Origin of the sequence: Halegenticoccus tardaugens, from assembly GCF_004116405.1 — an archaeon.
Classification (GTDB): Archaea; Halobacteriota; Halobacteria; order Halobacteriales; family Haloferacaceae; genus Halegenticoccus; species Halegenticoccus tardaugens.
This window is the reverse complement of the sequence record NZ_SDIC01000007.1, coordinates 275,995-298,493: the sequence shown is the minus strand read 5'-3', so window position 1 is coordinate 298,493 and position 22,499 is coordinate 275,995. Positions and strand designations below refer to the sequence as shown.

The window sequence follows — 22,499 nt, the reverse complement described above, 5'->3', positions numbered from 1 at the left end:
CGTCGGCGAAGCGACGCCGGAATTGTAACCATTCCCCGGTCGCTGACCTTGGTTTCTTCCGGAGGTTCTTCGGTTGCCATACTTGGCAGTACAGGTGCTTACGGGATACATGTTGCGCCTCATGTAGACAGGGATGATCTGTTGAACCCCATGGGCGCGCCATATACGCCCCGGCGATCTCAGTCCGGTCGAATCCAGATCACGCGACGAGCCTCGGGCTTCTTCTTCCGGATTTTGCCGTCTTCAGCAAGACCGTTGAGAACCGTGTAGGTAGACCGACGCGGCCACCCAAGCTCCTCCGCAACCTCACTGGTCATGTAGGGTTCGCCGGGACCCATTGCGTCTAGGGCATCCTCGGGAGCTCAATCGAATCGGTCGATAACGCAAATTTCGCTGACAAAAAGCACTGCCGCGAATCCCAATCATCGGAGAATGTTCGTCACACCGGTTACGTCACTTATTGCCTTCCCGGACGTAGTTGGGAACATGGCCCGCAAAATCAAGTTCAGTGACATTTCGACCTTGCTTGATGAAATTGAGTATCCTATCAGACGAACTACAGCATCGGAAGAACTCTCCGATGTTAGGTTGATACTGGCCGACGGTGAGACAAATCTAGGCAAATTGGTTTTCAAGACCTCCCGTGAGTCGTTCGAATCGGCTGCCGATATTGAGTCCGAGCTCCACAACGTACTCCCACGGGAGGCGGTCGGGGAACCATATCAATCTGAGGGAGACGCGTAACGACTCATATTCCGGGACCATAGGAAGACGGATTTGCCCAGGTCAGCGAGTAACGACCATTTTGCATCCATACCGTGACGGTCCAAGAAAAATATCACATCAGACAGCGGTAATCAACGCGTCAAGTACATACGACCACTGTGCTGAATCCATCCTCTAAATTCAACACGCCGATTCTGACAATTCCTAAAGAGTAGATAGAATGATTCTCTGAATCCTTGTGTTAATCCCTCTCTCCCTCTGACGTGGAGCTCCCCGTCTCCATTGAACCCACGTACCACCCAACCGAGTTCCCGGGTGACCGTTTCACGAGCTATTTGATTCCGATTGTGTTGAACGAGACGCTGTGGCGTGGCTCACGGGCGCGCACACAATCCTAGGTTCACCCCACAGACACCATCGACTGGGAACACACGCAGACCGAAGCGTACCTCGTGCTCAATCCAGCCTCTGCCGTCGCCACCGTGACGCAAGTAACGTGCGACCTTACCACCGCAGAGGTCACCGCCTATGCACAGGTCGCCGAGCAGTTCCTCGGCCAGGAGATCGTCTATCTCGAATATTCCGGAACCCTCGGTGATCCGGACCTCATCGCTGCAGTACGAGAAGCACTCTCTTCGGTGACGCTCTTCTATGGCGGTGGAATCCACGAGTACGACTTGGCGCCCGTCGCTGACACCGGCCACGACCAGCCCTCAGGCCAACAGATCAAAACCGAGCCCGAAGACGCGCGCAACGAAGAGATCAACCACGGGCGGTTGTACCCCAACCTCGACACCCTCGTCAACACCGACTACGTCGAGAAAGGTGAGATCGACAGGCGCACCAATTACTACGAACTCACCGACGAGGGCCGTACTGCCTTGAGAGAGCGCCGCGAGTGGGAAGCACAGTACCTCCGAGAGACCGCACTCGCCTAACCCCGAGCGTCACACCAGAGAACCCCCTGTCAGAGTGAAGAGTGAGACCTCACGAGGCATCGAGCCTACGTAATCCGGACCTGGTCGCCAACATAATAGATATACCCGCGGCTGTACAAAATATTCAGCAGTGCCTCCGCAGACTCCTCACCACACTCCGAAGCCACCACTGAGAGAGCTTGCTTACGAGGAAGTTCACCACCCGCATTTTCGACCGGGGAGCGAAGCACTTCAAGCGCCTCTTTGGCCCGCGGTGGCAGTGGTGTGGGAGAATTCATCTACCGGAAGTTGCAGGCCGAGCGGTAATAAGTCTCAGTCAGACGTGGCTCTCAGACCGTGTTTCCGAGGCGTCCAGAAGCACTGAATGCAGACCGTGCCAGTTTCATCGAGAGAAAGCGGTTTGCCTACGTTACGACTACTGGGCGTATGCCGGCCCCGTGGACGAACTGGACACACGTGATGGACGCACGTGACGAAGATTGACCCCGACAAATCACTTCCCGACGGCACCACCTACGCAGCGCTCGCCGACACGGGCACAGACGCACTCATCATCGGCGGCACAACAAATATCACTGAACATCGCGTCCACTCGCTTCTCGGCGACCTCTCTCAGTGATTAGCAGAAGTCTTGGCTCTGTTGAAACCCTTGGGCAGTGAGAGTTTGGCGAAGCCATGCTGAATGCAGAGCGCGTATCTTGCACGGCTGATGTTAGTGAACTGGGAGATGAAGAGCTACTGATTGGAGAATTCAAGTGGGGTGAATCGTGATCCACTGGACCGTGCAGAGTCAAAGATCAATGCACGAAAGAAGTCGAGGAGGAGGACGAGTCCGAAGCCGACTCCGATCGCCATTCCCGTAGGCATCCCGAGGAACCATATGAACGAGGTAAGGAGGGCTCCAACGGCCAGCACCCCTTCAACTCGGGTCCATGGAGCGTCGAATAGTACCTGTCCGGGAACATTCTTCCTGGTCGTCTCAGTCATGGATTCATCGGTCATGGGTTGCAGATTGGACGTCGTCGCCAATTCCAATAACAATTCTCGGAAACATGTAGCCCTCTGCTGCATTGTCTCCTTGCCGTCGAAAATCCATCTGCAGCCGACAGAGTAGCGCCGTCACGAGGAGGGAAACATGTTTGCGCCAATATCCACGAAGATTCGGTCCCTTCCCTCTGCCATGGCTCGAATCACGCGACCAACCGAATGTGAAGAAAACCAGCCTGCCCAGGCCCTTGTCGAGGGACACCTTCGCTCAACAGACCTGAGGAGTAGCTAATGTATCGGCGTGAAATCCTCCAGGACATTTGTGTCGGTGGTGGGGTTGCCATCGGCCTTTCAAGCGCAGGATGTCTCGGCATAGGGTCCTCTGGTGCTGCGTTCCCGGACGTGGACGGAACACTCATCGAGATGACTGACGACAACCGATTCGAACCTGATAGGGCCACGATTCCTGCTGGAGAGACGGTCGTCTGGCGGACCGTGGGGTACGCTCCGCACACGGTAACCGCCTATGGGGAGGAGCTCCCACGAGAAGCGGAGTACTTCGCCAGTGGTAACTTCATGACCGAGGCGGCCGCCCGAAGGGGAGCATCCGAGGGTGCTGGTGTCCTCTACCAGGGCGAGGAATACAGCCACACGTTCGAAGTGCCTGGCGAGTACGACTACTTCTGCATCCCCCACGAGCAGGCCGAGATGACCGGCGCCATCATCATCGAACCATCAGCAGAATCTGGGCAAGGGGCGCATAGGGCCAATGACCGCTGACACAACCCAGAAGCGATCAATGGAGCTACTTCGAGAAGCTGGGGGCCTCCGTCGCGTCGCGTTCTACGTGACGATTGTGACAATCCTCGCACTCATGACGGCCTTCCTTGGTGACACGCTCGCGTTCATCTTCACAGCCTGGACTGTTAGTGAGCCAGGGGTTCACCACCTCCACGACCTCACGCTCGTCACGATACTCTGGACGGTCGTCCTCGGACTCCTCGTCCAACTCTATGAACCCGAGAGACGGGTCGCGGGGATCCAGCAAGCCGTGCTCGTCAACATTGTCATCACCGGATCGAACTTCCTAACGGGGTTCATCTTCCCGCCCGCGTTGATCCTAGGCGGCTTGTTGTTGGTAGCCTTTGCACTGCACCCCGCTGGCTGGGATGTCCTCCAGGTTCGGACAGCGGGCTCGGTCAGTCCCGTTCTGGTCGGGTTGGTCGTCCTCGCGGGGATTCCATTCACCATCTACGCAGCAGATCAGTATGCTCTCCAGGCGTCAGGGGACGTCCACGCTCAGCTTGACCACTACGCGGACATGGTCACGTATGCCCTGCTCGTCCTGCTGTTGGGGCTGCTGGCCAGTGCGAAACCCGTCGGCTGGCGGATCCCGCTCTGGAGTGCCGCAGGACTCGTAGGTGTACTTGGGGCCACCTCCATCCTACATCCTGCGCTCGCGTCAAGTGCCGGGCCAATATGGGGTGGACTCGCCATCCTCTGGGCTGCGGGGCTCATCGTAGTTGGAGAGGTGAGCCACCGGAGGAGTGGGGACAACCCGACCTAATTGAGTTGAACTTCAAGCACTCGACGAACGCGAACATGTTTGCGTTATCGCTGAATAGGTGGCTGACCTCTGATACAGTATGCCGAAAGTCCGAATGAAGGTTGAAGCATCTGGGAGTCTCGCCGAGCTGTCGAAAGCATACCCGGATGCCACGTTCCGTATCCTGACGTCTATCTCGACAGATGCAGGGCACATGACCCTTGTTGAAATCGAATCGCTTGAACCGGGGACAGTGACCGACATTCTCGAGGATGATTCGGACGTACTCACATACGAGGTACTTCACACTGACGACCACAAAGCAGTTATCCAGTTTCTCCAAGACTCCGAGCCAGGCGCAGGAATAGCTGCAAGGGAATCTGGAAACCCACCTCCATTTCCGTTGGTGCTTCGTGATGGTTGGATCCACGCCGAGTCTACCACTACCCATGATCGGCTCTCGGCGTTCAAAGATCAACTCGATGCGGTGGGCGTGAAGTATGAACTTCTATCCATAACTCAGTCGCACGACCCAACCGAGCTGCTCACCGAACGCCAGCGAGAATTCGTATCTAAAGCACTCGAACATGGGTACTACGACTCACCACGCGGCAGTTCGCTCACCGACCTCGCAGATGCGCTCAATGTCAATAAGGCGACGGCGAGCGGCATTCTCCACCGGGCCGAAGGTGCAATAATAAAGGAGTTCATGGAGGAGGCTTCGATGGAGGAGGATTCAACATCGCGATAACCTCATCACCTCTATTTAGCGCTCAACTGCATGCATCCTCTACATTCAGCACGCCGATTCTGACGACGCCCAACGAGTAGAGAGAATGATTCTCTGAATCCTTGTGCGAATCCCTCTCTCCCTCTGACGTGGAGCTCCCCGTCTATCTCGAACCAACATACCTTCCTACTGAGCTTCCGGGCGACCGCTTCACGGGCTATCTACTCCCACTCGTGCTGAACGCAGGCGATGTGGCGTGGCTCACGGGCGCGCACACAACCTGGGTTCGAACGACAGACTCTATCGACTGGGAACGCACGTCTCCGAAGCCTACATCGTGCTCAACCCAGCATCTGCCGTCGCCACCGTGACGCACGCAACGTTCGACCTCACCACCGCAGAGGCCACCGCCTACGCACAGGCCACCAAGCAACTCCTCGGCCAGGAAATCGTCTATCTCGAGTACTCTGGAACCCTCGGCGATCCGAACCTCGTCGCTGCGGTACGAGAAGCGCTCTCTTCAGCGACGCTCTTCAATGGCGGTGGAATCCACGAGTACGACTCGGCGTCCGAGATGGCAACCGTCGCTGACACGGTCGTTGTCGGCGACCTTGTACACGAGCGCGGAATTGTAGCCTCGAAGAGACGGTACGGGGAGCCCATGACGCACAGCATGCGACGTCTGTCTGACCGACAGACCCGTCTGCTGTGACCTCTCAGCATAGTTTACTCCATAGCGTAATACGTACAAGCGCGTAACGGGAGTATATGCGACGCATCGTCCGAACGGAGGATGTCCTTGGTGGCACTCCTCGGATCGAAGGGACTCGTATTGGTGTGATCCATATTAAAGAACGGATGGTCGACGCCGATACCGACCCAGCATAAGTTGCTGCGGACGTTGATTTAACCGTGGCAGAGGTGTATGCGGCGCTCACCTACTACTATGAGCACGTAGATCAAATGACTGAAATTGAGCGCGAACGTCAGAAACATCTGAGCCGCCTCAAACGGCAGCAACCGGACCCCAACGAACTCCGAGCCTAAGCGACGTTCTATGTTACCCCTCGCTGAACATTACGTCCAGAATGGGGGACGCCTCGCTGGTCGGTCGGAGTTCCTCGAAGTCAGAATATCGGTTGTGCATCAGTTAGCTCACAGGTTCTGTCGGAGTGATATTTCAGCGTCAGGGTGACCGTGCTCGCAATTGACTCTTGACTATACGGGAGGACACAAACATATATGAGAGCCGGGTACGGATACTCTCGATACAGGTGACCAGTATGGCCGAGTCCTCGCGAAATGGTGTCCGGTCGTGGACCGAGTCGATGAGCGCACGCGAGCGCATTCGATCGGTCGCTGAAACGCTTCGTGAACCCCGGTCGGTCAACTGGATCAGCGACCAGGCGGACGCCGCCTGGAGTACGACCAACGAGGAACTACAAGATCTCGTCGATCAGGGACAGCTGCGACACGTTGAAGCCGGCGATACAACACTCTATCAGCCGGATTATACGCGGTTGCTCTTCGACGAAATCCGCACGCTCATCGAGGAGAACTCTCGCGAGGAACTCCGAAGTGAGTTGGCGGCGATTACCGAGGAGATCGAGGAGTGGCAGGAGACGTACGCTGTCGAGACGTGGGAGGACCTCGAACAGTCGCTTGCCGACGGTGACCTCTCGAGTGCTGATCTTCGCGAACGCCGCAATGTGATCGCGTTCTGGAACGAGAATGAAGAGGACCGCCAACTTATAAAGCACGCGTTGGAACTGTACTCGGATGTCGAATCCGCACGTGAGCACATGACGAATGTGGCCGACCGTGCCACGAGCTAATCGGTTTTCACACATTCTATGATCTTTCTTGCTGGTCGCGACCGCCTTATGCAACGCACCCTCCTCCGAGATATCCACGATCGGTTGATGAACCAAGCTGGCTGTGAGAACGTCCGTTATCATCCGTCTCGTCGTCGTCCTCGCTACGTGATTGCAGATATCGACACAACAGTATTCGTGGGTAATTCGTACGAGGCCAAGAACGCCCGGCTGGAGGTTCGCTTCTGGTATCCGGCCGGCGTGGGGTACGAATACTATCGCATCAACTGGATCGAACCGGAGCGGAATCTGATGCTCGGCCTCCATCAGGATGCCGATCACCAAGACCTTGGCCCCTGCCATATTCAGCTCAATTACGAAGACACGCCTGTTGATCGGTATGCAGCGACGTTTCTTGATGTGCATCCTCTCTCCGTGTTTGATGACCGACTCCAGCAGCTGCCTACAGCGCTGGGATCGATTCGCTGGGAGGATGGAACTCCCTCTCTCCCTACGTGGCCGGTGTAAAACAATTCGTTAGTCTTGGGAATACAACGCTAGTGCTCATCGTCTGGTACTGCGGGATCGTACGGGAAGACTGCATCAATCGTTCGCTCATCCTGGGATTGACCGCTTGCGGCGCCTGTGAGCACTTGTAGCTCACCATCATCTGGATACACGATAACGTCCGGTTCGTGCATCGTTGAAAAGAAGAGACACCGAAGTTGTTTATCCGACGTGTTTTTGACAGAATGTGCTCCCTGTTCACCAATTGGAAACGAAATGTAGTCACCAGTTTCGATCGCGTGCGTTCCCGTAGGCGTCCGTACTATTCCTTTCCCATTTATTACGTACATCGCCTCTTCGTTAGCAGTGTGATAGTGGTAACTGGTTGGGCGACCACCGGGCCGAATCTCTTCGAGCGTACAACCAAGACGATTCCCTCCAGTCTCCTGTCCGAGCCGTCGCCATCGGCCAGTATTCTTATCAGTTCCTGTCCAATCAGAACCATCAATGTTTACGATATGTGGTTCACCTGTATGAGCGGTCATAGCCATTAACACAGAGGTAGTGGCTAAAAATGTTGGCTCTGACTAGCGATGAGCTATCAAAATAGCTCATGTTTTCTGGTTCTTACGGGAATGTGTCCTCCGTACGGTTCGTTCACCATGTACCAGGCGGCGGTCTCGTCTGCACCGAGTGACGAATCTGCAAGTAGGGCGGTTTATAATAGTTGAGATAGGTGCTCCCAATACATGAGTGCAAATCGAGAACCCTTCCCCGTTCTGTACTCAACTCTCGTGAATTGCCTCGAGATCAAGCCCCGAGGCACTCTGCCTTGAAATCTGTAGAACGAGAACGAGGCGTTCTTCAGCTCATGGTGAATGCCACCGGCTCAATTTAACGAAGCGGAATCAGTCCCCTTTTTGACGACTTCTTAGGTCGTTGACCACGTAGGAATAGGCAAACGTCGTTTGACAATGAATGTCTCATTTGTACGTCCTAACCGTATAGGGTTACACTGTCCTAGCGTGGTAGGTAGCCTCTACTCACGTACAGCGGCCCTAGGTTAAACTGCCTCCGCTCGAACCGAGTGTGGAACTGAGCGGAACAGGAAAATTGAAATGACCGGAAAAAATAGTATACGTGGAACACTCAAACCCATATTCGTGGGCTTTCTTGTGGTAGCCCTCATTGTCGGGTTTGCGGCAGCAGGCGCCGCGCAAGTAGCCGGCCCCGCGCAGGTGGCTGGCCCTGCGCATGTCTCTAACGACGACGGCGGCAATGCCAGTAATAGTAACGGTGACAGTAATGGCGATAGCGGTGACGGTGACGGCAACGGCGATGGCACCACGGATGTCGACACCGACGGCGACGATCTAGACATCGAAAGCTCCGACGGCCAGGAGGTCGAACGCGTCGGCGGTGACCTCGAGATTGAGGATGCCGACACCGGCCTGGACTATGAGACCTTCGACGACGGCGACGGCGTCGACATCGAGAGCGCCGACGGCGATCACGAGATCGAGCAGGCCGACGGTGACACCGAGGTCGAAGACAAGGCCAACGACCTCGACTACGAGACCTCCGACGACCGCAGCGACGTTGACGTCGAGAGCGGCGACCACGAGATCGAAGAGAGCGACGACGGGTCCGAGGTCGAAAGCGACAACCTCGACTACGAAACCGCCGACGACGGCAGCCTCGACTTCGAGAGCACGAGCGGTCCCGTCGAGGTTGAGGTCGACCCGGACGGCACGGTCGACATCACGGTCGACGGTGAGGAGATCAAAGAAGACGACGACGGTCTCGAGTACGAGAACGCGGACGACGACCTCGAGTACGAGAACGACGGCGGCGACATCGACTTCGAAGATGGCGTGAACGACATCGAGGATGACGAAGATGATCTGGAGGTCGAGAATACGGACAACGATCTCGACTTCGAGAACTCCGATGGTGACGTCGAGTTCGAAGACGCCGACCACGACATCGAGCAGGATACTGATGGTCGCCTCGAATTCGAAGGCCGCGACGGCTTCGAAGTGGAGGGTAACGACGACCTCGTCGAGGTCGAAGAGGCTGGTAACTAAGAAGAAAGAAAGCCTAACGAAGGACAGATAGAACCGAAACGATGAACGTGTCGGAACCTACTCACGCGGTGCGCGTGTGAGGTGGCTCCGACTTCCCCTTTCTCAGTTTGCCAAGCACACAGGCAACATATCTTATCACCGCTGACCACAGCTCAATTTTTTTCTAATGCCACTAAACGGCACCTAGCCCCGACTAATACCCAGCTAACACCCGGTGTTAGCTGCCACCTTCTGGGTCCGGTTCTCATCTTCGATATCCACACCAACCCCCCGAACTACGTTTCCCTGCCTCCGCCAATTCCACACACGAGACGTCCTCAGATCCGGGAATCCTGTCACTCCCTCTTCCGAAAACATCAGAACCCCGAGCTAACAGCTGGTGTGAGCTGGATCACGACCCTCACCGACAGCTATGCTGCCGCTCGCTGCCGCTCTCGAAAATCCACCACACACTAGCTCACACCCAAGAACAAGACCGCTTGCACTGGACCGCAACCATGGTTATTCTATCGGGGGCGGAATACCCGTGAATAGAACCGTCCGGAAGGTCACTACGGGCCATCGCTGACACCCATTACTGTCGACCGAGCTCACACCACCTGTTAGCTCTCGACTTTGACACGTCCACATCTACAAATCCTCCTGATCAAGGTAGATCACGAGCTTGTTCGTTTCCCCAGAACAATCGAGGTCGCAGCGGCGATGCGAGTCCTGAGCGAGGTCGTGAATCTTCTCGAAGACACGCTTGACCTGCGAGGTCGTCAAACTCTCATTGCGCAACAACCCGAGTTCGCGAGCAACCGTCGGGGAATCGAATGTAATCCGCCGTCCGAACGTATCCACCGTTGGTGTCCCAATCTCACGAGCATGCGCGAGCAGATCACGCGCCCGGTAGTGCACCTGGTAGACCCGATCGGCTACGTCCTCTGGTCCATTCCGAAGTAGCCGTGTGATCTTATCTTGTCCAGCGACCGCTCCATCAGTAAGCTCGACGTTGACTTCATCAGCGAGCGTATTCAGCTTCCGTGTGAGCAGTGCATCTTCCTTCCCGCGAGTGTTCGACTCATCGATGAGCCGCTGTTTCAGGTCTGGGACTGCACCAAGCTCAGCGTTGAGTAGTGAGTTGACGAGAGACTCTGCCTCAAGTTCAGTAAGTGCGAGATCCGGTTGGTACTCGCCGAACACGTTTTCTTCAAGACCAAAGACGAAATCAGAGAGCCATTCCACTTCACCTTCGAGTTCTTCGATACGCTCGGCTTTCTCTTGGGTCTTAACTTCAAGAACGGTAACGCGATCTTCGAGTTGGGTAATGCGCTCGTCTTTCTGTGCGAGTTGGGCTTCGATGTCAGTAAGACGGCTCTCGAGCGACTGCTCGGCTTGCTCCGTGGCCAGCGCAGGCTCACTTAGTGACATTCGTACATACTCCTGTTACCTGTCCGCAGTCTCTCGACGCTGCCACAGGCTACACGGTTCGCGGATGATACCGGCCCGGAGAGAGGTGGATAGCGCATAGACTACTCCAGAGTAGACTTTCTAGGCGAGTTCAAGCATTGACTCGGTGTATAGTCGGCGCGTTCCGTCTGCTGTTTCAACCGTCTCGATGTAGATCTCGGCGCACACTCGCCGGTTCAGCGGGAGTGGCATATCGAGTGTAAGGGTCGTCAGTGGACCTGTCTTCATGAAAGCCACTGATGAGCGGAAGGGTCAATAATTCACCGGGGTACACACCTGTGTACCCTCGTGAAACAGCGAGCCGTCGTGCGATTTCTATATTTTTATAAATGACTATTATATGGTAATTTTGTAACGCTGACTTTCCAACCTTGTACGCAATATACGTAACTCAGAAGCGGTGTGTGCGGTTTTCGTCGGCGTGATCTGCGGCTGTGAGAAGTGACCGGCCGAGAGTCCGCGCGCGCTCTGGTGGAACATTCACGATGAATTCTTTGTCACCGCTTGTACTCGTCAGCACGACGCCCACGTGTTTTCCAGCCACGGTGACAGTATGACTTCGCCACTCTCCCATGGCGTGGAGAGCACCTGATGTGTAATGAAGGGTCAACTCACCGGTCTCATACTGTGTTGTATAACTACCAGATGTACGTCTCTCAGGTTATGCCAGTGAATGCCCCAGCGTGTCGGTGATCGTAGCTGAGTCGAGGCCACAGCGGTCACATGTGAGAATGGCCCCTGGTTTCCAGCTGAGTTCGTGCTCGCCCTCGGCACACGCGTCCTTTGCGATGACGTCGCGGCTCGTCTCAAGTATTCCACTGTCCATAGTACCCTATTCGCCGCTGTCGTCGTGAGTCCGTCGGCGGGTATTGGCTACTCCGCCTGTACACCATCGTGTCCGCTGTCTCTCCTTGAATTTGCATGTCAGTATATGGAGATGTATCCGGTGGACAGTCAGATGCGTGTGGTGGGGTGTGAGAAGGTGGTTAGAACGTATAGTATTCGGGGCGCATGTTCTACAGTCCTATAGGGCAGTAATACTTTTGCTGTCATTGCCCGTTATGACTGGTGGAGAATACTTATGACGACATATACAACGGACGAGAAACTGAGTTTCGACGAGATCGCGGAGAACTTAGGCCCGCATCGCAAGCGGCTCCTCGAGGTGTTCGACGGCGCCGACACTGACGAGACAATCGATTCATCGGAACTACGCAAGCAGAGTGGCGTCCCGAAGGGGAGCGTCAAACATCACCTGGAGACGCTCGCTCGCTGGGGGCTAATTCGCGAGACAGGAGAGCGCGTCCACATTCCGCACGGCGGGTCGAAGGCCCGCGTCTGGGTACTCACTGATCGCGGGTTGACGTTCGTCGACGAGTGTCTCGACTATGTCGGTCGCCCTGGTATCGCGGGTGAACTCGATGAGTTGAGCGCTCGCGTCGAGGACCTCGAAGCTGAGAACGAGGAACTAAAATCGTTCTTAGCGAAGTTGGCGGTCCACGTCGGCCTCCTTGATGCCGACGAGACAGACCACTGCTTCAACTGATCAGTTGATCAGACGGTCCAGGTCGTCCGTCAGTTCGGCCTCGGTGATGTCGACCTCGCTGCCGTGGTCGCCCAGCCTGGATGTCTCGTCAGCCGCGCCCAGATCATGATACAGTTCGAGTGGGCCACCGTCTTCGGGGACGATGACAATGTTCCAGTCGTCCCCGGGCGTCGGCATGCTGTCGCCGAATTCGTGTTCTGGAATCACCGGTTTTCGGATCGTTCGCAAGTTAGCACCATCCTCGCCGTGAGAAGCATACGCCGATGCGTCAGTGAAGATGCTCTCAGCGTCCGCAAAGCGTGCGTGCTCGTCGCCGTTCCCTTCGCGGAGGACGTACTCGCCCGTGTCGTCCTCGCGCACCCACACGCTCTCTCGGCTCCCTCGGCGGAGTACACGCTCACCACCGACGCAGAGGTAGCGCGAAGAGTGATAATAGCGCGTCTCTCCCGTCTCGGGATGATCAGCGCGCGCGAAAGGCGGGTCGGCCGCAAGTGCGTCCCAGATATCGGCGGCGAGATCGCGCCGGCAGAGGAAGATGCATTTCTTTTCCGCGCGGTAGGCGTCCGCGAGGTTCAGGATCGTCTGGCCTTTCTTCGTACTCCCGGTCGATTTCTCCGCCTCGACGGACGCCTCACGACCTCCTGTTAGGTGGGCGGCGACTGGGTGCGATTCGCTGAACTCGTCGAGCGCTGTCCGAATGTCGACCGCATCTGCGTCCTCGGAAATGTCGAGGAGCGGTGTCGGGTCGACAATCCCGTCGGGCTGTGCTCCCGCATCGTCGTCCTGAGCGACGACTCGGACGTCGAGGCCTCTGCGCGTGAGTTCGGGGTAGGCGTCTCGCATCAGTTGGGCGTGCAGTGCGTCGCCAGACGAACGTCCCCGCCCGACGTCGAAGATATCAACCTGGGCGTCGGATGTCGCTCTCACTTCAAACTCACCGTGTCGCTCGCGTCGTTCAATCTGGTCAGCGGGAAGGCGCTGGATGATCTGCCGATAGAGTTCGCCAGGCGTCTCCAGGTCGACTGTCTCGCGGCCAGTCTCGGCGATTGCGGCGCGAATCTCATCCTCGCACGCAGAAAGGGCGACGAACTCCCCGGGGTCACCATCGTCGATACTGGCGTCGTATACAGCCTTCACGACAGCGGGAGCGACGTCATCGTCGAAGTCGACCGTCTCGCCCTGGTCGCTGTGGCCGTATCTAATACCGCTTAGGATCTCATCCGCCGTCGGAGGAACCGCACCATAGCGCTCTCGGAGATTCTTCTCGACGCGGTCGAACGCTTCGTTCTCGGAGCGCAGGGGCGGGTAGGGAGCGAACGTGAACAGCTTCATCGGGTCCGAGAACTCTGTGCCGCCGTTGATCGGGAGTGCTGCCCACGCACGATAGAAGCCCATCTCCGTGACGTCGGTCGCGTCGAGGTTCCGGTACCGATCCATGAACGGACGGACCTGGTCGGCACTCAGCGACTTGAGCAACAGCGCTGTGTTACAGAGGTTTTTGATGTCGTCGAGAACGCCTACTTCGTCGAGTTGGTCCGGGAACTGGCACCCGAGCGTGACGGAGAGATTCATCGACCGGGCGCGCCGGAGCATGTCCTCGACGTTCAAATTCTCCGAGAGCACCTTCTCTGACTCGTCGAAGAACGCGAAGTAGGGGACTTTCTCCTCGCCGTCGAACGACCGGTTCTGCACGCCCGTCCAGAGTGGGTTCATCGTGCCGAGCGTCACCATCTTCTTGATGTCGTCGTTGGCGACTGGCGTCCGGACGATGATGATTTTATTCTGGGCGGTCAGCTCGGCGAAGTCGACGGTTGACTCGCGAGCGGTGATGATCTGCCGGACGATGCCGTTCTCGACCCACGACTTCATCCGCGAGATGAGTGGGCGGATCTCCTTTTCTTCCATCTGGGCGAGTTCCTCAAGCCACTCTTTCAAAAACGGGTCGTCGACCTGCTCGGCGAAGTTTTCCCGGCGCTCCTGGTTCAAGAGCACGAAGTACATGTCGATGATGGTGTACTTCTCCGCGGGGTCGTCGCACTCGTAGTTGTGCCAGAGCATCGCCCGGCCTAACGACTCAAGATTCGCGCGCATCGTCGGGCCGAAGCCGTATTTCTCGTCGTTGTCGAAAATGGCGTGTAGCGTCTGAATGCGGTCGTCGATGGCGCGCTCTGCTTGCATTTCAGAGTCGCATTCGGGGACGTCGAGATAGTTGATCCCGATTGAGTGGTCGAAGCGGTCGCTCCCGGGCTCGATCCAGACGACGTCGTCCAGCCGGTGCTCTGGGAAGAGCCGAATCAGGTCCTTCGAATCGTCGCCCTTGGGGTCGAAGAAGACGAAGCCATAGCCACGCCAGGCAAGTTGGAGCATCATCGAGAGCATCAAGACGGACTTCCCCGCGCCGGTCGTCCCCGACACGAACAGATGCTGAAACATCCGGACGAAGTCGAGCGTCACGTCGCGGAAGCGTCCTGAGCGCGTAACGACGTATCCTAACTCGACCGGTGCCTTCGCCCGTGTGTCCTCGAGGAGCCCTCGGATCTTTGGACCGGCATAGTACGCTTCTGAGCCGTCGGCTGTCCGCTCGATGACTTTGGTGACGATGTCGCCTTCGATGACTTCGTCGTCGGGATTGATGCGGTAGGGCTCGCCCTGTGGCGTGCTCTCTTCGGGTAGTTCATCGTCGTCTGGCTGGGTATCCGCCTCGCCGAAAAACGTTCCAAACATGGCGTTAGTCGAACTGTATCTTCGATTCGATGGCCGACGGGACATCGCTCCCGGGCTTCGAGAGTTTCCAGTCGATCCATTCCCCGCCGACGGCTTCAGTCGGTAGGTGGCAGAGCGCCCCGAGTTCGTCGTCGGTGAGGACTTGGCGATCGCCACGGAGTGCACGGAGTGCGCGATGCTGCCGGGCGACACTTCGCCAGGCGGCCGCTTCAAGCGCCAGTTTCAGACGCCGTTTCCCGACCGGATCCGGATCGAACGATTGGTAGGTGTCCATGTTCCGGTACTCGCCGAAACTGTCGACGATCTTCTCGGCGCGCTCTGCCGCTTGGCGCTTCGAGGGGGCGGCCGAGAAGACGCGGATGCGTGTTTCGAACGCGGCCTTCCCCGCCTGGCTTTCGATGTCCTTCGCTGCCCTCCGGCCTCTATCAGTCTTGACGACGCGGGGTTCGACCTCACCGACGAGTTCGCCCTGGCGGAAGGAGTGCGCCAAGTCGTCGCCTGTCGAACTCATGAGCTTGCCCATCAGCCCACGTCGGTACCAACGCTTCCCGACGGGCTTGAACGCGATTTGGACGAACGACCGGTCGGACTCTTCCCCGCCGATTGCTCGGAGGAGTTGGCGATATGGGTCCTTCGAGAGGGCGTTCTTCGTCTCTAAGTGCTTCAACGGGAGGGCACAGTCTTCTTCGAGGCCGAGCGTCGCTCCAGCGAGGTAGTCGCCAGGTTCGAAGGCAGGAAGCGGTCCCCCCTCAAAGAGTTCAACGGACGAGCCGGGGTAAATTTGTGCGACGTGGTTTCGCAGTTCTTGAGGATCCTCGACCATCATGATGAGATCGATCTGGTCGGGGCCGGACCACAGTTCGAGCGAGGACGTCGTCGGCGTCTGCATCGACCACAGTCCACGGACAAACTCGGCACCGTCGAGAATGCCGTCAGTCTCCTTGTAGGGGCGTATCCTGACGAGTTGACCCTGGGGGTCAGGCGTGTCAAGATGGTCGTCAGTGAGTTCGACCGTCGGGTATTGGCGGCTAATCAGTCCCATCGTCATTTCCTCCCGTCGTTGTCGCGCAGCGTGTTGGTCACCGTTCGAATCGTCATCGCCGCGAGTGGGAGTGCGACGATGCTGCGCGTCAGTCGGTCCCAGATGCGCATCTGCAACCTCGTGTCGTGTTGAATGTGATGCTGCACGAACGTCAGCGCGAGCAGTGGCGAGGGCAGCAGTAAGAGCACGCCCCCCGTGTCGGGCATCCACGACGGGACGCCTGCGACGAGTGCCACCAGTCCGAACAGCGTCGCGACGCGTAGCCCGCCTGTCCAGAGTACTCGATCGGGATACCAGATCGTTCGCGAGTCATCAGATTTTCGCGCACGTTCGATTCCGAACGCTGCTGTCGCGCTCCCTGACGCCCAGAGCGCCGCTCCGATGAACCAGAGCGTGTCAGTGTCCGTTGCGGTGAGGGATGCGCCCACGAGCGCGAGAGCGCCCGCTGCACCGACGTGAATCCACGAGCGTTTCCACCCGTCGCGCGCACCCGACGGGTCGACGTCGTCTTGCTTGCGCAGGAACTCGACGTACAGCACTGCGACACCGGATGCTGCGACCCACGAGAGCATCGACAGCGTCTCGGCGTCTGTGAAGCCTGCGACAAGCCCGTTCACTATCGCCTGTGCGAGACTCGGGGCGATGAGCGACAGACTGCCGAGTGCGACGAGTGATAACGCGAGTACGACGGCCGTCGCGAGTGCGATGCGCATCGTGAACAGCGGAAGTACGGGGTCGTTCAGTGCGTCCGTGATGATGTCTCGACGCGATGGTTCGTCTCGGTCGTTGCGTCGCTTTGCGTACACGCGTCGGCGACAGTCAGCAGACCCGTACTTGCGGGCGCATTCGGTGCAGCGCGCGAAGTGGTGCTCTCGCGACCAGTCGTTCGGCCAGAGTCGGTCAGATGTTAGAAAACGGTCGCCGAGGCCGAAATCCGCTTGTCTGTCGCAGACTTCGCAGAACGAGTTGTTCACCGCGACGGTCGTGTGAATCCCGTCGACATAGTCATATTTCGACGGTGGTTGGCCTGCCATCTCTCGTTCGTGTTCCCAGTACTCGACGTCACGCGCGATGTCGAGTCCGCGTAGTTTGTGATACGCGTCTCGATGCGTGTACTCGGACGTCGCTTCGATCTGTTCGTAGAGTAGCGTCATCGGTCGGCACCTCCGTCGGCGACTGCTTCGTGTGTCTCGCCCACGTCTGCGTCTGCATCTGAATTCATGTTCGCGTCAGCATGCAGCTGCTCGTGCATCTCGTCGGGGCGCATGTCGTCGTCGATGAGCGCTGCTTCTTCAGGGAGGGCTGTGACCTTCGCGGGGAATTTACCGACGTCTTCGACCTCGAGGAGTGCGTGTGAGAACCCGCGATCTTTCGTGCCGGGGAGTGCATTTCTGACGAAGTCCGCCTCCCGCGATGTCAACCTGAGTTTGTCGGCGTCCGCTGGCGAGAGATTCGGCAATCGGAAGATCACTTTGAGTGCGCAGAGATTCGCGATTGTTTCTGCCATCGGGTGGATGAAGAAGTCCTGCGCCTCTTGCGTAATAAAGTGTATCGAGAGATTGTAGTGCCGCGAGTGGCGAACGCGCGTTTCGAGCCAGTCGAGTTGTCCGACTTTCTCGCTGTCGGCGCTCTCCTTCGACGAGCCGAACATGTAATGGCATTCGTCGATCGCGACGATGACGTTCCCGTCGTACTCTTTCGAGCGCTCGTACACCTCGTTGAGCACGAGTTGTAGCATCAGAGACGTTCCCTGTCGGCCTTCGCCCTGCTGCATGTCGATGTAAATGATGTCGCTGTCGAAGTCGACGCCGTCGCCTTCACCCGAGAGATTCGCGAACTCCCCGCCCAAGAACGAGTGCATCGACGAGCGCATCTCTGCGGCGGCGTTCTCCCAGAGTTCGAGTTCGCGGTCTGTCGGCGGGGCTGTCGACGACGAGTGTCGCATGAACGGCCCCGCATCGTCCGCGACTTCGCCCAGGATCGAGTGCACGTCGATCGGCGTCGGACTCGGGTTCCCGTGCGTCGACGGGTCGTCAGGCATGATACCGTTCCGTCGATACGCTTCGCGAATGGCCCGGTCCATGACGTTACGCTCGATCTTGCTCATCCCCGCATTCCCGCCGCCGATCGTTCGGAAGAACGCGTCGAAGAAGCCCATCACCGACTCGAATCGGTTTTCGAACGGGTCGAAGTCGTCGGGGGTGTTCGCGAGCACGTCCGGTGGCGTTGCATTGATTTTGAGCGGGTTCAGCCCGCGCTTGCCGCCGATGACGACCCGTTCTGCCCCGAGTGTCGTCGCGAGTTCGTCGAACCCGTTGAGTGGGTCGATGAGCACCATTTTCGTGTCGGGGGCTTTCGCCGCGTGACGAAGCATGAAGAGCTTCGACCCGAATGACTTCCCCGCGCCGATTTCGCCCGCTGTGAGCACGTTGTACCCGTTCGGGCAGTCGAATCGATCGACGATGAGCGGCGCATCAGTCGTCGCGTGATACCCGATGAGAATGCCCTGTTTCTCGATTATCGTCCCCGCGCTGAACGGGAAGAGCGCTCCCACTGCACCCGAGAGCATCGGTTCTTTCGCGTTCACGGCGTCTTTCGCGATAGGCGAAACGCTCACCATCGCGTCGCCCTGTCGATAGTCGACCGTCTTCGCGGTCATCTGGCGCTTCTGCAGTTCGTTCTTCAACTCGCGAGTAAGCGAATCGACGGCGCGTTTCGTGTCGCCCCGAACGAGCAGATAGCACGAGACGTTGAGCACGCTCGTCTTTCCTTCCCGAAGGTCGCTCAGCACGTGCCGGTGCTCTTTGAGTCGTCGGAGTGTGTCGTCGATCGACGGGTCGTTGTTCTTCTGCTTTTGGCGCTTCGTCGTCTGCAGCTCGCGTACCGCTTCGTCGAACTTTGAAACCGCACGTTCGGCGCAAATCGGCGCAGCGTGCAGTGCGAAGTCGACGTCAGCACTCGGGTGTGTCGTGACGAGTTCGAGTAGGCCGGGCTTTGCCGCTTCGGGCCAGTTCGCGATGAACAGCACTTTCGCCCACCGTTCGCCCGAGCGTATCGCGTCCGATTCGAACTTGATACTCGATGGCGCAAGCGTCCGCGCGTGGTGCGTGACTGACTCGTACTCTTCGCTGACGGGTTCGTCGTCGGTGTCGCTCGACGAGACGAACGGCGTTTTCTCTTTGATAGTGTCGACCGCGTTCGTGATTGTGTCTCGATTGATGCTCATGTCGCTCACACCTCTCCTGCTGCCTCTTGCTGCGCTGCGTAGCACTGGTCTCTGTCGCCGCGATGCAGTGTGACGACGGGCGTATACGAGATGCGCCCCGTGTCGTCGCCTTTCGTGTACGCCGTGCGTTCGCCCGACCAGCACTCTTCAATCGCGTCAGCGAGTTCTTCGGCGTCGAGCACTTCGGCCCGACACCCGTCGAGTGACGAGATGAGTTGGATGATGTCGTTGATGCGGTTCGTGAGAATGCGCAGCTGCTCTGCTTCGATTTCCTCATTGCTCATATCGTAGTTCGCAAGCCCGATGATTTCGAGCGCACGACCGACGAACGGGATGTCGACGTTCGCAAGCTTCGACCGAGTACCCGTATCGCCGAGGCGTGCTTCGGTCGTCCCGACGGGGACGAGCACGTAATACTCGCGCAGACTCGTGCCCCGGCGAGCGAACTCGCCGGGGAGACGGCTTTTGTAGACCTTGATGATGCGCTTCAGTCGCGGGTTGCGCTTCACGTCTGGGTCATCGAGCCGCGAGCGATACGGCGCGGTTATCTCGTCGGGATCGATCGGCCGCCCCGACGAGTGGATTTGAAACGGGAACTCGATACCGTTGAGCCCGCGTTCGAAGTCGCGGGCCATATCGTCCCAGTCAGCATCGCTCGCGAGTGCCATGTTCGCGGGGTCGACTTTGACCCCCGCAACGAGGTGCCAGTCGCGCCGCTTCATCGCCCCGTCGTCGGGGTACAGTTTCGTCACGTTCACCAGTTCTGCCGGACTGTTGTCGTCGTCAGCGAGTGTCATGTGTTTGTCTCCAAATTTGAACTTCAGAATCGAGAGTGTCCACTTCAAGGGCGTACTGTGCGACGGCGCGAGAAACATGAACAGCAGCGTCGCCCCGACCAGCACCAGCGTGATGGCTGCCCAGATGATGACGCCCCGCGTCGAGTTCGCGAAGCGGATGACGACCGCCGAGAGCAGCGCTGCTGGCAGAAAGAGCGCGAAGTCAGAGAGGCCGTAGTTCGGCACGAACTCCGCGCCGATGTACTCGTCTTCGGGGCCGATCGATTTTAAGATCATTCGGCGAAGCTTCGTGTAGTTGTGAGCCGCCTGTTGCTGCGAGTGGGTCTGCTCACGCCCGCGCTCGGTCGATGTAGATGCTGAGTCGTTGCTCATCGTTATCTGGTTCCTCCGACGACGTCACGGCTCTCGCGGTGACTCGCCTGATGTTGCTGCGTTACTGCTTGTTCTCGACGCGCCGCGTCTTCGACGTCGTAAAACTGTCCGTCGTCGCCCCCGCGCGCGATGATTTCTTGGTCTTCGTACTCACGCGCGTCAGAGACACGCGTGTAGATCGATTTCTCACAGAAGAGCGAGTCGTAATCCGTGCCGTGTTTTCCCGCGATTGTGTCGAACTCACCAGCGCTGTTCACACGCCCGAGTTGGTAATTCTGCTCGGGGAGTGACGACATCGAGTCAACGTGCGTGACGTCGTCGATCGGCGACCCCGTGGCCGACCCAAAGGTCGTACCGGTGTTCGTGTTCGAACTCGTACTCGTATTCGAACTCGCATCTGCACTTGCACCTGTACTCGTCTCACCCGCGAGTCCGATCGGACTCGACGCAGTCGCCGTCGAAGCAGTACCCGCCCCGAGTGCTCCCGGCGACGATGCACTGGCCGAACCCGCTCCGACAGCCCCGCCGTACCCGCCGTACCCGTTCCCGCGTGAGAACGGCGAACCGTCGACGGGATCGACACTCCCAGACCCTGCTGTGACGTCACCCATCGACGAGCGGTCACCCGTCGTGCTCGCAGCAGTACTCGACGCGCCCGCAGCGCCGCGAGACGCGAGTCGAGAGCCGACAGCGCCGAGCGTGAGTGCGCTCATACCGATCGACATCGGCGAGAACGGCGCGAACAGCGCGAGCGGGAGAAGGATCGCGACGTACCACATGACGAGCACGAGTACGATGTATAGATCGAAGCCAAACATCGAGTACTGGCCCATCGATCCCCGTATCGCGTTGAGCATCGGATAGCCGAAGCCCAGTACGATCGCAGTCGGGACGGGCATCATCGCGCTCGCGGGGAGATACCCCTGCAGGGTCTGTCCGAGCTTCGCAAAGGGCTTGAAGGCCCAGAAGTCGGGGATGCTGAGCGCGAGAAACATCGGGTACGCTGGTAGGAACACGAACGGCGCGAGATACGACAGCCCCCACCAGATGATGATGAGCACCGCGAGGATCGCGACGCCGCAGTACAGCAGTAGCGCAGTGATACCAATCCCGACCGCTTGTGCAGCAATCGCTTCGAAACTCGGAAGGATTTCTTCACCCGAGGGCGCTGCCCACGCTGCGACGCCGTTCATGAGCACGAGCATGACTGCGCCGTAGCTCCACGAGAGCAGGATCTCGACGAACGCGAAGGCCGACTCGTGCAACTTCTCGCGTGCACGAGCGCCCGTCATAATCCACGGCGGCATGACGTAGCCGAACGTGAGGAACATCGCGAACAAACCGGCGATTACGAGTGCAATCGCTGTCGCGCTGAGCCACAACTGATAGCCCGTTCGAAACGGTTCGTTCGTGGGCGCGTTGATGACTTCGGGCGACCCGTTCGCCATCGGGATGGGGCGACTGACCATGACCGTGATGACTTCTTCAGCCGCGTTCTGCATGCCGTCGAGCAGCTGCCCCGCGGTCGCGTTGAGCACGCCGCCCGTTGCGTCGATCCCACCGTGACAAATCGCGCCGTCCATCGAGTACGGCGACCCGCAAACCTCCCGCTTCATCTGGTCGGTCGACGAGTTCCCGTCGTCGTAATTCCCCGGCCCCGACGGCCCCGCGCCCGTCCCGTTCGGGCTCTGATTTTGATTGCCGGGCATGACGATGACCGTGCCGTTCTCGGGTGCACGTATCGTTCCCGACCTGTTCGTCGTGTTCGAGTCCGACACGTTAGACGTGGGGACAGCGTCTGTCGTCTCGTTCGAGTCACCGTCGTCTCCCGGCTCGTCTGTCGTCTCATCGTCGTCATCATCGCCAGCACTCTGGGCGACGACGTCTGTCGCGATGAGCGCGGGCGCGAGCGCGCCGAACGTGACGAGCACGACAGCGAGGATAACGGCACATGTGTGTACGCGCCCCCTCGAAACCTGCTTAGTTGTCGTCGTGTGGCTCATGA

22 protein-coding genes and 2 pseudogenes are annotated in these 22,499 nt (G+C 58.3%); 13 read left to right on the top strand and 11 right to left on the bottom strand.

Annotated features, from left to right (window positions below; translation table 11 throughout):
• Positions 1 to 80: pseudogene (locus C3L37_RS18765) on the bottom strand (AbrB/MazE/SpoVT family DNA-binding domain-containing protein); the annotation flags it as partial.
• 99 nt (positions 81 to 179) lie between these two features.
• The gene (locus C3L37_RS24520) at positions 180 to 338 is read right to left on the bottom strand and encodes a hypothetical protein (RefSeq protein ID WP_164974811.1); all 159 of its coding nucleotides are present in this window, start codon (positions 336 to 338) and stop codon (positions 180 to 182) included.
• 148 nt (positions 339 to 486) lie between these two features.
• Between C3L37_RS24520 and C3L37_RS18760 the strand changes: the two genes are divergently transcribed.
• From C3L37_RS18760 to C3L37_RS18750, 4 genes and pseudogenes are all read left to right on the top strand, one after another.
• Positions 487 to 744 (top strand): DUF5789 family protein, encoded by a 258-nt coding sequence (locus C3L37_RS18760; protein ID WP_129116092.1) that lies wholly within the window; start codon positions 487 to 489, stop codon positions 742 to 744.
• Positions 745 to 1,142: 398 nt separating this feature from the next.
• Positions 1,143 to 1,397: pseudogene (locus tag C3L37_RS25870) on the top strand (geranylgeranylglyceryl/heptaprenylglyceryl phosphate synthase); the annotation flags it as partial.
• Positions 1,389 to 1,664 carry a PadR family transcriptional regulator gene (locus tag C3L37_RS25865; protein WP_129116114.1) on the top strand — a complete coding sequence of 92 codons (276 nt, stop codon included), beginning with the start codon at positions 1,389 to 1,391 and terminating at the stop codon, positions 1,662 to 1,664. The pseudogene C3L37_RS25870 and the gene C3L37_RS25865, both read left to right, overlap by 9 nt.
• A 469-nt stretch (positions 1,665 to 2,133) precedes the next feature.
• Positions 2,134 to 2,283: a geranylgeranylglyceryl/heptaprenylglyceryl phosphate synthase gene (locus C3L37_RS18750; RefSeq protein ID WP_129116091.1), complete on the top strand. Its 150-nt coding sequence runs from the start codon at positions 2,134 to 2,136 to the stop codon at positions 2,281 to 2,283.
• 116 nt (positions 2,284 to 2,399) lie between these two features.
• On the opposite strand, the gene C3L37_RS18745 is transcribed toward C3L37_RS18750, so the two are convergent.
• Positions 2,400 to 2,651 carry a hypothetical protein gene (locus tag C3L37_RS18745; protein ID WP_129116090.1) on the bottom strand — a complete coding sequence of 84 codons (252 nt, stop codon included), beginning with the start codon at positions 2,649 to 2,651 and terminating at the stop codon, positions 2,400 to 2,402.
• Between the two features lie 291 nt (positions 2,652 to 2,942).
• On the opposite strand from C3L37_RS18745, the gene C3L37_RS18740 reads away from it, so the two are divergent.
• From C3L37_RS18740 to C3L37_RS18710, 7 genes are all read left to right on the top strand, one after another.
• Positions 2,943 to 3,431: a cupredoxin domain-containing protein gene (locus C3L37_RS18740; RefSeq protein WP_129116089.1), complete on the top strand. Its 489-nt coding sequence runs from the start codon at positions 2,943 to 2,945 to the stop codon at positions 3,429 to 3,431.
• Complete coding sequence (locus C3L37_RS18735; protein ID WP_129116088.1) at positions 3,421 to 4,218, top strand: hypothetical protein; 798 nt, start codon at positions 3,421 to 3,423, stop codon at positions 4,216 to 4,218. The genes C3L37_RS18740 and C3L37_RS18735 overlap by 11 nt, the downstream gene beginning before the upstream one ends.
• A gap of 79 nt (positions 4,219 to 4,297) precedes the next feature.
• Entirely contained in the window at positions 4,298 to 4,948 is a 651-nt protein-coding gene (locus C3L37_RS18730) for a helix-turn-helix domain-containing protein (RefSeq protein WP_129116087.1), read from the top strand.
• A gap of 235 nt (positions 4,949 to 5,183) precedes the next feature.
• On the top strand, positions 5,184 to 5,639 hold the full coding sequence (locus C3L37_RS18725) for a geranylgeranylglyceryl/heptaprenylglyceryl phosphate synthase (protein ID WP_228546349.1): 456 nt from the start codon (positions 5,184 to 5,186) through the stop codon (positions 5,637 to 5,639).
• Between the two features lie 56 nt (positions 5,640 to 5,695).
• Entirely contained in the window at positions 5,696 to 5,815 is a 120-nt protein-coding gene (locus C3L37_RS25075; RefSeq protein WP_228546348.1) for a DUF433 domain-containing protein, read from the top strand.
• A 395-nt stretch (positions 5,816 to 6,210) separates the two neighbouring features.
• Entirely contained in the window at positions 6,211 to 6,762 is a 552-nt protein-coding gene (locus C3L37_RS18715; protein ID WP_129116113.1) for a DUF7342 family protein, read from the top strand.
• An 18-nt stretch (positions 6,763 to 6,780) separates the two neighbouring features.
• On the top strand, positions 6,781 to 7,269 hold the full coding sequence (locus C3L37_RS18710; RefSeq protein ID WP_129116086.1) for a hypothetical protein: 489 nt from the start codon (positions 6,781 to 6,783) through the stop codon (positions 7,267 to 7,269).
• A gap of 29 nt (positions 7,270 to 7,298) precedes the next feature.
• On the opposite strand, the gene C3L37_RS18705 is transcribed toward C3L37_RS18710, so the two are convergent.
• A complete protein-coding gene (locus C3L37_RS18705) occupies positions 7,299 to 7,793 on the bottom strand; it encodes a cupin domain-containing protein (protein ID WP_164974810.1) in 495 nt (164 codons plus the stop codon).
• Positions 7,794 to 8,486: 693 nt separating this feature from the next.
• On the opposite strand from C3L37_RS18705, the gene C3L37_RS18700 reads away from it, so the two are divergent.
• Positions 8,487 to 9,335 (top strand): hypothetical protein, encoded by an 849-nt coding sequence (locus tag C3L37_RS18700; protein WP_129116084.1) that lies wholly within the window; start codon positions 8,487 to 8,489, stop codon positions 9,333 to 9,335.
• 630 nt (positions 9,336 to 9,965) lie between these two features.
• Here the strand turns inward: C3L37_RS18700 and C3L37_RS18695 are convergent.
• Positions 9,966 to 10,748: a hypothetical protein gene (locus C3L37_RS18695; protein WP_129116083.1), complete on the bottom strand. Its 783-nt coding sequence runs from the start codon at positions 10,746 to 10,748 to the stop codon at positions 9,966 to 9,968.
• A gap of 1,120 nt (positions 10,749 to 11,868) precedes the next feature.
• On the opposite strand from C3L37_RS18695, the gene C3L37_RS18690 reads away from it, so the two are divergent.
• Entirely contained in the window at positions 11,869 to 12,333 is a 465-nt protein-coding gene (locus C3L37_RS18690; protein ID WP_129116082.1) for a helix-turn-helix domain-containing protein, read from the top strand.
• Here the strand turns inward: C3L37_RS18690 and C3L37_RS18685 are convergent, their stop codons facing one another.
• From C3L37_RS18685 to C3L37_RS18660, 6 genes are read right to left on the bottom strand one after another with little or no spacing between them, the layout of a single operon-like run.
• On the bottom strand, positions 12,334 to 15,057 hold the full coding sequence (locus C3L37_RS18685) for a helicase HerA domain-containing protein (RefSeq protein ID WP_164974809.1): 2,724 nt from the start codon (positions 15,055 to 15,057) through the stop codon (positions 12,334 to 12,336).
• 4 nt (positions 15,058 to 15,061) lie between these two features.
• Complete coding sequence (locus C3L37_RS18680; protein ID WP_129116080.1) at positions 15,062 to 16,099, bottom strand: hypothetical protein; 1,038 nt, start codon at positions 16,097 to 16,099, stop codon at positions 15,062 to 15,064.
• Between the two features lie 2 nt (positions 16,100 to 16,101).
• Positions 16,102 to 17,253, bottom strand: coding sequence for a hypothetical protein (locus C3L37_RS18675; protein ID WP_129116079.1), 1,152 nt, complete (start codon positions 17,251 to 17,253; stop codon positions 16,102 to 16,104).
• Positions 17,250 to 19,325 carry a VirB4 family type IV secretion system protein gene (locus tag C3L37_RS18670; protein ID WP_228546346.1) on the bottom strand — a complete coding sequence of 692 codons (2,076 nt, stop codon included), beginning with the start codon at positions 19,323 to 19,325 and terminating at the stop codon, positions 17,250 to 17,252. The genes C3L37_RS18675 and C3L37_RS18670 overlap by 4 nt, the downstream gene beginning before the upstream one ends.
• A gap of 5 nt (positions 19,326 to 19,330) precedes the next feature.
• Positions 19,331 to 20,494, bottom strand: a complete 1,164-nt coding sequence (locus tag C3L37_RS18665) for a hypothetical protein (RefSeq protein WP_129116078.1) — start codon at positions 20,492 to 20,494, stop codon at positions 19,331 to 19,333.
• A gap of 2 nt (positions 20,495 to 20,496) precedes the next feature.
• Positions 20,497 to 22,425: a hypothetical protein gene (locus tag C3L37_RS18660; RefSeq protein WP_129116077.1), complete on the bottom strand. Its 1,929-nt coding sequence runs from the start codon at positions 22,423 to 22,425 to the stop codon at positions 20,497 to 20,499.
• Between the last annotated feature and the right edge of the window lie 74 nt (positions 22,426 to 22,499).

Excerpts from the sequence above, each read along its gene's own strand:
- C3L37_RS18715 (WP_129116113.1), top strand. The coding sequence starts at position 6,211 with ATGGCCGAGTCCTCGCGAAATGGTGTCCGGTCGTGGACCGAGTCGATG.
- C3L37_RS18690 (WP_129116082.1), top strand. The coding sequence starts at position 11,869 with ATGACGACATATACAACGGACGAGAAACTGAGTTTCGACGAGATCGCG.
- C3L37_RS18705 (WP_164974810.1), bottom strand. The coding sequence starts at position 7,793 with ATGACCGCTCATACAGGTGAACCACATATCGTAAACATTGATGGTTCT.
- C3L37_RS18735 (WP_129116088.1), top strand. The coding sequence starts at position 3,421 with ATGACCGCTGACACAACCCAGAAGCGATCAATGGAGCTACTTCGAGAA.
- C3L37_RS18760 (WP_129116092.1), top strand. The coding sequence starts at position 487 with ATGGCCCGCAAAATCAAGTTCAGTGACATTTCGACCTTGCTTGATGAA.
- C3L37_RS18730 (WP_129116087.1), top strand. The coding sequence starts at position 4,298 with ATGCCGAAAGTCCGAATGAAGGTTGAAGCATCTGGGAGTCTCGCCGAG.
- C3L37_RS18680 (WP_129116080.1), bottom strand. The coding sequence starts at position 16,099 with ATGGGACTGATTAGCCGCCAATACCCGACGGTCGAACTCACTGACGAC.
- C3L37_RS18740 (WP_129116089.1), top strand. The coding sequence starts at position 2,943 with ATGTATCGGCGTGAAATCCTCCAGGACATTTGTGTCGGTGGTGGGGTT.
- C3L37_RS25075 (WP_228546348.1), top strand. The coding sequence starts at position 5,696 with ATGCGACGCATCGTCCGAACGGAGGATGTCCTTGGTGGCACTCCTCGG.
- C3L37_RS24520 (WP_164974811.1), bottom strand. The coding sequence starts at position 338 with ATGGGTCCCGGCGAACCCTACATGACCAGTGAGGTTGCGGAGGAGCTT.
- C3L37_RS18675 (WP_129116079.1), bottom strand. The coding sequence starts at position 17,253 with ATGACGCTACTCTACGAACAGATCGAAGCGACGTCCGAGTACACGCAT.
- C3L37_RS18745 (WP_129116090.1), bottom strand. The coding sequence starts at position 2,651 with ATGACTGAGACGACCAGGAAGAATGTTCCCGGACAGGTACTATTCGAC.
- C3L37_RS18710 (WP_129116086.1), top strand. The coding sequence starts at position 6,781 with ATGATCTTTCTTGCTGGTCGCGACCGCCTTATGCAACGCACCCTCCTC.
- C3L37_RS18685 (WP_164974809.1), bottom strand. The coding sequence starts at position 15,057 with ATGTTTGGAACGTTTTTCGGCGAGGCGGATACCCAGCCAGACGACGAT.
- C3L37_RS18695 (WP_129116083.1), bottom strand. The coding sequence starts at position 10,748 with ATGTCACTAAGTGAGCCTGCGCTGGCCACGGAGCAAGCCGAGCAGTCG.
- C3L37_RS18670 (WP_228546346.1), bottom strand. The coding sequence starts at position 19,325 with ATGAGCATCAATCGAGACACAATCACGAACGCGGTCGACACTATCAAA.
- C3L37_RS18665 (WP_129116078.1), bottom strand. The coding sequence starts at position 20,494 with ATGAGCAACGACTCAGCATCTACATCGACCGAGCGCGGGCGTGAGCAG.